Genomic DNA, 9,750 nt, shown 5'->3' with positions numbered 1-9,750 from the left:
GCAGACAGACGCCACCAAGTACACGATGGTTTTGAATTATCTCGTGTTTGCGCCGGTGGTCACGGCGCAGATCATCGTTGAGTCCTCCGCCGACGTCGGCGGGACCTTCACCACCGATAACACGGCGGGCGTTGACACCGTGACCCGCACAATTACGGCGCCGCTCAACGGCAACATGCGATTCTATCGCATCCGCTCCGGCGCACCGCCGGCGCTGGCCATCACGAACGTCAGGATCTCGGGCGCGAACGTCATGATGAACTACCAGTAGCCCGCGCGCCGCAGTGTTGCCGGTATGAGACGCGCGCTGGCGGGCGCGCATAAACCTTGAAAACCGACCCCGCAGAACCGTCCACCTCAACCTCCGTTTCGGCGCGTTACAAATGGTGGGTCGTGTTCATGCTGTGGTTCGTCTGTTTTTTCAACTACGCCGATCGGCAGGCGCTTTCGGGAGTGGCGCCGAAACTGAAGGAGGAATTCGGGTTCACCAACGACGACATCGGAATGATAGGCTCCGCGTTCATGTGGGTTTATGCGGGCGCGGCGCCACTCGCCGGTTTCATCGGCGACCGTATTCGTCGCAAGGATCTGATCCTTGGCGGCTGTCTGTTCTGGAGTTTGATCACCGTGATGACGGGCTGGTGCGGCAAGCTGTGGCAATTCGTCTCCGTGCGCGCGCTGGAAGGTTTTGGTGAGACGTTCTATTTTCCGGCCTCGATGTCGCTGGTGAGCGACTACCATACCCCGGCAACCCGGTCGCGCGCGATGTCGTTTCATCAGTCGAGTGTTTACGCCGGAACAATCCTCGGAAGCTGGCTGGGCGCGTGGTTCGCGGTCCGGCTTGGCTGGCGCAGTGGATTTTATTTCTTCGGAGGAGCGGGCGTGGTTGTCGCGTTTGCGCTCTTTTGTTTCCTGCGCGAACCACGGCGGGGCCGGGCGGAAGCGCTGGCGACGGCCGAGCCTTCGCCGCGCGTTGGCGTTGTGCTGCGGGACATTTTTAGAACGCCCACGGGAGTCGCGCTGATGGCCGTGTTCGCCGGCGCCAATGCGGTGGCAGCGGTCTTCCTTTTCTGGACGCCGACATTTCTCAAGGAAAAATTCCATTTCGAACTGTCGTCCGCGGGATTGAGCGGGGCGGTTTATATTCACCTGGCGAGCGCGTTCAGCGTGCCGCTGGCGGGGGTTGTGGCGGACCGGCTCGCGCGGCGGTTGGCGGGCGGACGCATGCTTGCGCAGGCGGGCGGATTGCTGGTGGGAGCGGGCTTCATTGCGGCGGTGGGTCTCACCGAAAGCGTGCGGACCCTGATTTTCGCCATGATCTGTTTCGGGTTATGCAAGGGGTTCTATGACGCTGGAATTTTCGCCTCACTTTACGATGTCGTGCATCCTCGGTCGCGCGCCTCGGCGGCAGGTATCATGAATACCGTGGGGTGGGTTGGCGGCGCCGCGGCCACAAAACTGGCGGGCTGGTACGCGGACCATGGCCCGCGCGAAAATCCTGTCGCCAACATGAGCCACTTTATTGCGTTCGGCGGTTTGATATACCTGCTGGCCGCAGCCGTCATATTCGTCATCGTCATTTGCTTCGCGAAGCGGGACGTCCTGGGACAACGCGACCGGACGATTCGATAGCGAACCGGCCTTCCACTATTTTTTTCGTGTTTGCGTCGGCGTGCCGGTCCGGTTATATGTCTGACAGTATTCCACGGGTTGCTATGGACCGATCCAAATCAAACCTCGTTTCGGTTTTCCCGGGGCGCTCCCTCGGGCGAGGGTTCACGCTCATTGAGTTGCTGGTGGTCATCGCGATCATCGCCATCCTTGCCGGCCTGCTCCTTCCGGCGCTGGCCAAGGCGAAAACCAAGGCGCAGGGCATCGCGTGCATGAACAATCTTAAACAGCTTCAACTCGCTCACTTGATGTACCCGATGGATAACGACGACCGTCTCACGGCGCCCGGCAATGCCCGGGATGAACGTTACCAGTGGGTGGGCGGATGGCTGGGCTGGCCCGGACCGTGGCCGGCTGACAACACGAATCTTGCCATGATCATGAATCCGTCGAACTCATGGTTCGCCCCGTATCTGCAGTCGTATGGCGTTTACAAGTGCCCCGCGGACATCGGCCAGGTCACTTTGGGAGGGCGCAAATATCCCCGTGTGCGCAGCATGTCCATGAGCCAGGCGATGGGGGGTCCGGGCGAATGGCTGCCGCCGGGCTCCGGCATGACCGCCGGGCAAACCCGTTACAAAACCTTTCGCAAGTCTTCCGACCTAGCTGATCCCGGCCCCGCGAAACTCTATGTGCTGTTGGATGAGCACCCGGACAGCATCAACGCGGGCGGCTTCGCCAACATGATGGTGGAAAACCCCGCTGCTGCGCGGATCATTGATTATCCGGCGAGCTATCATAACGGGGCCGCGGGGATCTCGTTCGCCGACGGGCACGCAGAAATCCGCAAATGGCGGGACCCACGCACCGTCGTGCCCGTTAAGTTTTACGAAATGCCACTCGATGTCCAGTCACCCAACAATCAGGATATGATCTGGCTTTCCGAGCGAACCTCCATCCGGCGGAATTAAACGCCGTCCGGGCGCGTCAATTTTCCAGCAGTTTTCGGCAGGCTGCCCGCAGGCGGTTCATGTGGGCGGGCGATTTCGCTTCAATGTAGCATCGAATCAATGGTTCGGTGCCACTGGCACGAAACGCGACCCATTCACCACCCGGCAAAAGGAATTTGTAGCCGTCCGTCGTGACAAACTTTTCGATCTTGAATGGCCCGATGGAGGCCAGGCCTCCGGCCAGTTTGTTCAACAAGGCCTCTTTTTTCTCCGCCGGAATCCTGACATTGATCCGGTCGGTGTGAAATTCACCGCTCTTCTTTTCCAGTTCTTTCAGGATTTGGCCAAGTGATTTCCCCTCCATTGCCACCAGTTCGGCCATGAGCAGGCAGGCGAGAATGCCATCCTTTTCGGGCACGTGGCCCTTGACGCTCAAGCCGCCGGATTCCTCGCCGCCGACGATGATCGATTCGCTTTCCATCAGTGCGCCGATGTATTTGAAACCGACGGGCGTCTCATGCACCTTCACGCCAAGCAATCCGGCAACGGCATCCACCTGATGGCTTGTCGGAACAGTCCGCACGACCGCGCCGGACCAACCGCGGTTCTTTTTCAGATGATAGAGGGCGAGGGCGAGCACCTGGTTCGGTGTCAGCCACGTTCCGATCCTGTCAACGATACCGAAGCGGTCTGCGTCGCCGTCAAGACCCAGGCCGATCTGCGCCTTACCACTGCGAACGAACCTGCTCACCTCGGCCATGCCCTCGGCGTTCGGTTCCGGATGACGGCCGCCGAACAGCGGGTTTAACTCGTTGTGAAACACCGTTATCCTCGCGCCCGCGTCCTTCAGCAACGTGTCCAGATAACCGCGCCCGGCGCCATACATCAACTCGACGGCCACCTTGAGCCGTGCTTTCTTGATGGCTGCGAAATCGATCAGTTTGCGCAGTTGTTTGAAGTAGGCCGGCTGTGGATCAAACGTTTTGCACTCGAAGGTGCCGACAACCACTGCGTTGAAATTCCAGTTTTCGGCGAGCCGTGTGGCGATGTTGATCTCGATCTTTTTCGTGACTTCGGGCGTCGCCGGCGCGCCATTGTGTGTCGAAAATTTCAGTCCCTGATACTCGGCCGGGTTGTGACTGGCCGTCATGTTGATGCCGCCGATCGCTTTGCGGACGCGGATTGCATGGGCGATGACCGGCGTCGGAGCGTCGCGGTTGCAGAGCAGGGGGGTCAGGCCGTTTGAGGCCAGCACCTCGGCGGCGGCGAGGGACAATTCACGCCCCAAAAAACGGGTGTCATGACCCAGAATGACGGTTGGTTTCCGGCCGTAAACCGGCGAGATGGCATCGGCCAGTTCGGCCTTCAGATAATCGGCGATCCCCTGGGTCGCGAGACGAACATTGTCGAAAGTGAAGTCGCGCGCGATCAATCCGCGCCAGCCGCTCGTCCCGAACTTGATCGTGCCCATGGTCTGGTTGTCCGTGTCGTCGGAATCATGCCGCGGCACAGCCGATCAACAGGGCTTTCGTTGACTTGAAACAGCTCAACATCGTCGCAGATTGGAGTTCAGTTTTTCCAGTCGAAGGCCTTTTTTTTCAGCGCATAAACATAACCGACGAACAGAATCGCGAGAAACGAAATCATCGACCCGAAAATCAGACCGGCGTTCTCCTTCAACATTTCCCTGTAAATTACCGCCCACGGGTAGAGAAACACGACCTCGATGTCGAAAAGTATGAACAGCATCGCGACGAGGTGGAATTTCACGGAAAGGCGCGTGTTACCCTCCCCGATCGGCAACATGCCGCATTCGTAGGGGACGTTTTTCGTTTTGGACGTCCACCTGAGCCGGTTTTTGTTGGCCCATTTGCCGACCAAAACAGAAAGGACGAGCGTGGCGCCCGCGAATAAGACCGCCGCCGCAGCGAGAATCAATACCGGAATATACTGGGCCAACTGCGAATCCATGGAGGTAAATTAGAAAATGCCTTCGGATGTTGGCAAGCGCAAAGCCCCGCAAATGTGATCAAGGGAACGAAGAGCGAGAGTCGCAAATGATTTCGGCCTTGCCTTTTTCGGTGTGCGTCCCAAACATCGGCCCCCTTAATTTATGGGCTCTCAAGCAACCGAATCGACCCGGATGATCGAATTGCTCGCCTGGGCCGAGGCGAACAAAAAGAAGCTGCTGGTCGGGACCGCGGTCGTCGCTCTTGCGATCGGCGGCTATGCGATTTATCAGTGGCATCACAATGAGTCCGAGGCTGAAGCAAGCGCCGCCCTGCTCAAGGTGGACCGTCCGGGTCTCCGCATGGAAAACGGGGCGGAACCGAGCGCGCAGGCGTTTCTCGAGGTGGCTTCTGCGCATCCGGGCACGAGCGCCGCGGGCCGGGCCCTGCTGTTTGCCGCGGACGCCTTGTTCCGTGAGAGCAAATACGCGGAGTCGAAAACTCAATTTGAAAACTTTCTGCGAGATTATCCCGACAATCCGCTGGCGTCCACCGCCGGTCTGGGTGTGGCGGCATGTCTGGATGCGATGAACAAAACGAACGAGGCATTCGCGGCGTATGAGGACGTGGTGAATCGTTTTACGGGAAGCGTCGTTGTTGCCCCGGCGAGACTCGGCCTGGCGCGACTGTACGAGGCAAGGAACGACTTTGCGTCGGCCCTGCGAATTTACGACGAGCTGACGCGGCCAAACGCGCAGTCCGGGTGGAGCAGCGAAGCGGCGATGCGCCGCGAACAATTGTTGTCAAAGCATCCTGAACTGGCAAAGACCAACGCGCTGTCGCAGCCGGTGACCGTCTCGAGCCCCCCGTCAGCGACCTTGCCGCAGTTGACGGGGACCAATCAGGCACCGGCCAAACCGGCCAACACAAAATAGATCATGCAACGGCCCCTGTTGAAACAGTGCGTTGCCGAGTTGATCGGGACATTCGCGCTCATCTTCATTGGCGTGGGCGCGATCAACGCCAATCCGGGTCTGCTGGGAATCGCGCTAGCCCACGGGTTGACCATCGCGGTGATGGTGTCGGCGACGGCCGGGATTTCCGGAGGCCACCTCAACCCGGCGGTCACATTCGGGCTGTGGGTTGGCCAACAGATCGACGCCCGAAAGGCGATCGCTTACTGGATTTCCCAGCTGTTGGGCTCGGTGGTCGCGGGGATTCTGCTGGTTAATCTGCTCGGCAATGCGGCGCACAGCGGCGCCGAAGCGGTTGCGGCCGGCACTCCCGATCTGAGCGGTATCGGTGCCGGCAAGGGAACCCTGATCGAGGCGGTGCTGACTTTTTTTCTCGTTTTTGTGGTGTACGGGACGGCGGTGGATCCGCGCGCGCCGAAGATCGGCGGGCTCGCCATCGGGCTGACCGTTGCCCTGGACATACTGTTTGGCGGGCCGCTGACGGGCGCGGCGATGAACCCGGCGCGTACGTTTGGACCGGCGGTTGCCAGCGCTCATTGGAGCAATCATCTGGTCTATTGGGTGGGTCCGATGCTTGGCGGCGCGGCGGCCGGTCTCATTTACGGAAGGTTTTTGATCAAGCCGGATAAATGAGTTTTTGTTGAACGCATCGACGATGCCTGGCCGTCCAAATCGGCGTATTCATGAAAATTACAATTGTCGGCACGGGCTATGTCGGGCTGGTGACGGGCACTTGTTTCGCCGAAGCCGGTCACCGGGTTGTCTGCGTTGATTGCGACTCGGAAAAGGTAAAGACGCTTCGAGAAGGCGGCATTCCCATCTATGAGCCGGGGCTGGCCGAGCTGGTAAAAAAGAATGTATCCGAAGACCGGCTCGCTTTCACCACCAGCACGAAAGAAGGCGTTGACAGATCGGACGTTATTTTTATCGCGGTACCAACACCTCCATTGCCGGATGGGGGGGTGGACCTGAGTTTCATCGAGGGCGTTGCCCGTGACATCGCCGCGGCCATGACGAGCTACAAAATCGTGGTCGATAAGAGCACGGTGCCGGTGAAAACCGGCGAGAAAGTGGCGGAGACCATCAAGCGATACTGCAAAGCCAGGGTCGAGTTCGACGTGGTGAGCAATCCGGAATTCCTGCGGGAGGGGTTTGCGGTCGATGATTTCATGCGGCCCGATCGCGTCGTGATTGGTGTATCATCGGAGCGTCCGGTGCAGGCAATGAAGGAGGTTTATGCGCCTTACCACGCGCCAATTGTCGTCACCGACATCAACTCCGCGGAATTGATCAAACACGCGGCGAACTCATTCCTCGCACTCAAGATTTCTTACATCAACGCGATTTCTGTCATTTGTGAAGCTGCGGGCGCCAATGTGCAGGAGGTGGCCAACGGAATTGGAATGGACGCGCGCATCGGGCGGCGCTTTCTCGACGCCGGGCTTGGTTTTGGCGGCAGTTGTTTTCCGAAAGACTTGAGCGCGTTCATCAAGATATCAGAACAGGTGGGTTACGATTTTCGGCTGCTCCGGGAAGTGCAACACATCAATGTGCTGCAGATGGAGCGTTTCGTGAAGAAAATCACGGATACCCTCTGGGTGTTAAAGGAAAAGACTATCGGCGTGCTCGGCCTGGCATTCAAGCAGAACACGGACGACGTCCGCATGTCACCGGCGATTGATTTGTGCCACCGGCTCCAAAAGGAGGGTGCGGTCCTGCGCGTGCATGATCCGAAGGCGATGGAAAAGGCGAAAGGAGTGCTGTCGAAGGTGACTTACGTCGCGGATATGAATGCAGTGGCGGAAGGCTGCGACGCGCTGGTCGTCGCCACAGAATGGCCGGAATTTAAAAAACTGGACCTTGAGCGGGCCAGAAAAGACATGACGCATCCGATCATGTTCGATGGCCGAAATCTTTTTGATCCAAAAGAGATGGAACGGCTGGGGTTCATTTACAAAAGCATAGGCCGGTGAAGGGGAAGAGGCAACGTGCCTTATCCCGGCCCGGCCCGACGTTACTTCTCATTCCACTTGTCAGAACCTCTGATTGAAGTTGCGGCCGGCCTGGTTTTCCGCGACGGGCGGTTGTTGATAACCCGGCGTCTGCCGGGCGATCACCTCGGCGGCTTGTGGGAATTCCCCGGTGGCAAGCGCGAGGAGGGCGAATCGTTTGAAGAATGCGTGCGACGGGAGTTGAACGAGGAACTGGGAATTGAGGTGGAAGTCGGCATGCTGCTCGATGATGTGACTCATCGTTATCCCGGGAGGATCGTCCAACTGAAATTCTTCAGGTGCGCCTGGCGCAGACACGAACCGTGCGCCCGGGGTTGCCATGCCTTCACATGGGTGACGGCTGCAGAGCTGGGCGAGTACGCCTTTCCGCCGGCGGACGAAAAGCTGCGGGAAAGGTTGCGGGTCTCGCCGGAATTTTGGAAATAGGCGTTCCGCGGCAAGGGCAGATCTGCTCGCGGTCCCGGCGATCGCACGTCTCACAGCTTCCCGTAAAACTCTTCGACGACCTTGCGAAAGGTGTTTTCCTTGCCGATGCGGACGATGCCCATCTCGCGTTGCGCGTTTTCCACGGTGTCGCTGGCATGGGCGGCATTGACCATGATGGTCGAGCCGAATTCGCGGCGGATGGATCCGGGAGGCGCCTTTGAGGGGTCCGTCGGACCAAGCACATCGCGGATCTTGCGGATGGCTTCGTGGCCTTCATAAACTAGAGCGATACATTTTTCCGTGCCGGGCTGATTCAGTGCCTCAGAATCGCACTCGCTGGGCGCCCGGCCTGCCATGAATTTCACGATGTTCTCGAACTGCTGGTCACCCGAAAGGGGGCCGATCAAGTCGCCCAGGGCTTTCTCCTCCCTTGGCGGGATTTTGAAACCAAGCTCTTTCTCAATCACTGCCCTGGCTTTTGCCCCGGCCAAATCGTTCAATTTCGTGCGCAGGAATTCGCGCACCGGCTTGTAAAACTCCATTGCCTCTGCGGTGCTCATGCGATGCACCTTGATTGCCACGATGTAGAGTCCGGTTCGTGAGAAGAAATCAATGACGTTCCCGGGTCGCCCGGTCGGAAAGCGGAAGTTGTCCGGCTTGATCAAAACCAAAGTGTGCTCGGGCTTTTCTTTCGGCGGATAAACGATCGTGTCCGCGATCAATCCGCCGTCTGTGTCCGAATGGCACGCCCACAGTTTGAGCTTCATCGCGGCCTCCTCGACGTTCGGGGCGGCCAGGACGGCCGGCTCAAAGTAGCGGACCTGGCCATGCTCTTCGAAGATCAGGTCGCCGTAGGTGTCGCGGATTGTCTCGCCGCCTCGCCGGTCGGGGCCAATGTTCCCGACGACCGAGCGAACCTTGCGCACGGCGTCCTCGCCTTGAAAGACGAGCATCATGACTCGCCGTCGCTTCCTGGTTTTGGGATCGGGAGACAGATTTTGCAGGATATAATCCCGGATCATTTCCTGGATGCGACGATCCTGCGGATCATTTGTGGAGACAATGACCTTCGAGTACTCCTGAACGAGTTCCGGACTGGGCGCGAACATGCGCGCGGCAACCATCTCGAGGCTGGTCCGGCTGATCAAACGGGCCAGAATGCCGCCGGTGCGGGATTTGTGTAGCGAATATGGCGTGATGATGACGTAGGCAAGCTCGTGCGACATAGGGAGGAAAATGCGGTTCCCTCTCAGGCGGACGGCGCTTTCGGCGTCACAATGGCTTTGGGCGCGGCCTTACCGCCGAGGATCTTAAACATTACAGTGCCGCAGGTAGGGCATTTGCCCTTGATGGCTTTGCGGCCGTTCTTCATCAACTCCTCGACGGCATCGACAATTTCCTTCTTCGCTTTGCACTTAACGCAATATCCTTCGGCCATAAAGTCTCCTGAGCAACACGCGGGTCAGCGGTTTGTTAACTATTGAGCGAATAGCTTACGGGCGGCCAGTTGGGAGCGTCAACAGGGAAAACCGGCCGTCAACACAGTGAGCTGCGTCAAGCTAACATATTGATGATACAAAGGATAGGTGTCTGATGTCGGGAATGGTTCCGTGGTTTGGAAGGAACCTTTGGGAGGGAGCACAAGGCGGCGTCTAAAGCTTGCGAAGGGCGGTTTTGAGGATTTTGCCGGTGGCATTGCGCGGTAACGCGGGGAGAAACGTCACGCGGCGGGGAACCTTATAGTCCGCGAGCCTGCCGCGAATGAATTGCAAAAGGGTTTTCTCGTCGAGTGTCACGCCCTCGTTTGGGGACACGAATGCGACCGGTT

General features: G+C 58.6%; 11 protein-coding genes and 1 pseudogene. 7 read left to right on the top strand and 5 right to left on the bottom strand.

All coding sequences use genetic code 11. The features are described 5' to 3' along the window. The 3 genes from VN887_03035 to VN887_03025 all read left to right on the top strand — a co-directional run. Nucleotides 1-271: hypothetical protein (locus tag VN887_03035; protein HXT38975.1), on the top strand; the 271-nt coding region annotated here is incomplete at its 5' end. Between the two features lie 56 nt (nt 272-327). Further along, a complete protein-coding gene (locus tag VN887_03030; protein HXT38974.1) occupies nt 328-1,632 on the top strand; it encodes an MFS transporter in 1,305 nt (434 codons plus the stop codon). Between the two features lie 83 nt (nt 1,633-1,715). Beyond that, the gene (locus VN887_03025) at nt 1,716-2,582 is read left to right on the top strand and encodes a type II secretion system protein (GenBank protein ID HXT38973.1); all 867 of its coding nucleotides are present in this window, start codon (nt 1,716-1,718) and stop codon (nt 2,580-2,582) included. 16 nt (nt 2,583-2,598) lie between these two features. Here the strand turns inward: VN887_03025 and VN887_03020 are convergent, their stop codons facing one another. Together VN887_03020 and VN887_03015 are read right to left on the bottom strand one after the other, a co-directional pair. Then, the gene (locus VN887_03020) at nt 2,599-4,032 is read right to left on the bottom strand and encodes a phosphoglucomutase/phosphomannomutase family protein (GenBank protein ID HXT38972.1); all 1,434 of its coding nucleotides are present in this window, start codon (nt 4,030-4,032) and stop codon (nt 2,599-2,601) included. 98 nt (nt 4,033-4,130) lie between these two features. Continuing rightward, the gene (locus VN887_03015; protein ID HXT38971.1) at nt 4,131-4,532 is read right to left on the bottom strand and encodes an NADH-quinone oxidoreductase subunit A; all 402 of its coding nucleotides are present in this window, start codon (nt 4,530-4,532) and stop codon (nt 4,131-4,133) included. 142 nt (nt 4,533-4,674) lie between these two features. Here VN887_03015 and VN887_03010 point away from each other — a divergent pair, with 142 nt between their 5' ends. From VN887_03010 to mutT, 4 genes are read left to right on the top strand one after another with little or no spacing between them, the layout of a single operon-like run. Next, a complete protein-coding gene (locus VN887_03010; GenBank protein ID HXT38970.1) occupies nt 4,675-5,445 on the top strand; it encodes a tetratricopeptide repeat protein in 771 nt (256 codons plus the stop codon). A 3-nt stretch (nt 5,446-5,448) separates the two neighbouring features. Further along, nucleotides 5,449-6,117, top strand: coding sequence for an MIP family channel protein (locus tag VN887_03005; protein HXT38969.1), 669 nt, complete (start codon nt 5,449-5,451; stop codon nt 6,115-6,117). A 50-nt stretch (nt 6,118-6,167) separates the two neighbouring features. Next, nucleotides 6,168-7,457 (top strand): UDP-glucose/GDP-mannose dehydrogenase family protein, encoded by a 1,290-nt coding sequence (locus VN887_03000; protein ID HXT38968.1) that lies wholly within the window; start codon nt 6,168-6,170, stop codon nt 7,455-7,457. 57 nt (nt 7,458-7,514) lie between these two features. Then, on the top strand, nt 7,515-7,922 hold the full coding sequence (gene mutT, locus VN887_02995) for an 8-oxo-dGTP diphosphatase MutT (protein HXT38967.1): 408 nt from the start codon (nt 7,515-7,517) through the stop codon (nt 7,920-7,922). Nucleotides 7,923-7,972: 50 nt separating this feature from the next. Here mutT and VN887_02990 read toward each other — a convergent pair whose 3' ends face one another. From VN887_02990 to VN887_02980, 3 genes and pseudogenes are all read right to left on the bottom strand, one after another. After that, nucleotides 7,973-9,148: a nucleoside-diphosphate kinase gene (locus VN887_02990; protein HXT38966.1), complete on the bottom strand. Its 1,176-nt coding sequence runs from the start codon at nt 9,146-9,148 to the stop codon at nt 7,973-7,975. 71 nt (nt 9,149-9,219) lie between these two features. Then, a pseudogene (locus tag VN887_02985) lies at nt 9,220-9,360 on the bottom strand (DUF5679 domain-containing protein). 214 nt (nt 9,361-9,574) lie between these two features. After that, the coding region (locus VN887_02980) for a long-chain fatty acid--CoA ligase (protein ID HXT38965.1) at nt 9,575-9,750 on the bottom strand (176 nt) is incomplete at its 5' end.

The organism is Candidatus Angelobacter sp. (assembly GCA_035607015.1).
Lineage (GTDB): Bacteria > Verrucomicrobiota > Verrucomicrobiia > Limisphaerales > AV2 > AV2.
This window is presented reverse-complemented; position numbering and strand designations above follow the sequence as displayed.

Excerpts from the sequence above, each read along its gene's own strand:
- VN887_03025 (HXT38973.1), top strand. The coding sequence starts at position 1,716 with ATGGACCGATCCAAATCAAACCTCGTTTCGGTTTTCCCGGGGCGCTCC.
- VN887_03020 (HXT38972.1), bottom strand. The coding sequence starts at position 4,032 with ATGGGCACGATCAAGTTCGGGACGAGCGGCTGGCGCGGATTGATCGCG.
- VN887_03015 (HXT38971.1), bottom strand. The coding sequence starts at position 4,532 with ATGGATTCGCAGTTGGCCCAGTATATTCCGGTATTGATTCTCGCTGCG.
- VN887_03010 (HXT38970.1), top strand. The coding sequence starts at position 4,675 with ATGGGCTCTCAAGCAACCGAATCGACCCGGATGATCGAATTGCTCGCC.
- VN887_03005 (HXT38969.1), top strand. The coding sequence starts at position 5,449 with ATGCAACGGCCCCTGTTGAAACAGTGCGTTGCCGAGTTGATCGGGACA.
- VN887_03000 (HXT38968.1), top strand. The coding sequence starts at position 6,168 with ATGAAAATTACAATTGTCGGCACGGGCTATGTCGGGCTGGTGACGGGC.
- VN887_02990 (HXT38966.1), bottom strand. The coding sequence starts at position 9,148 with ATGTCGCACGAGCTTGCCTACGTCATCATCACGCCATATTCGCTACAC.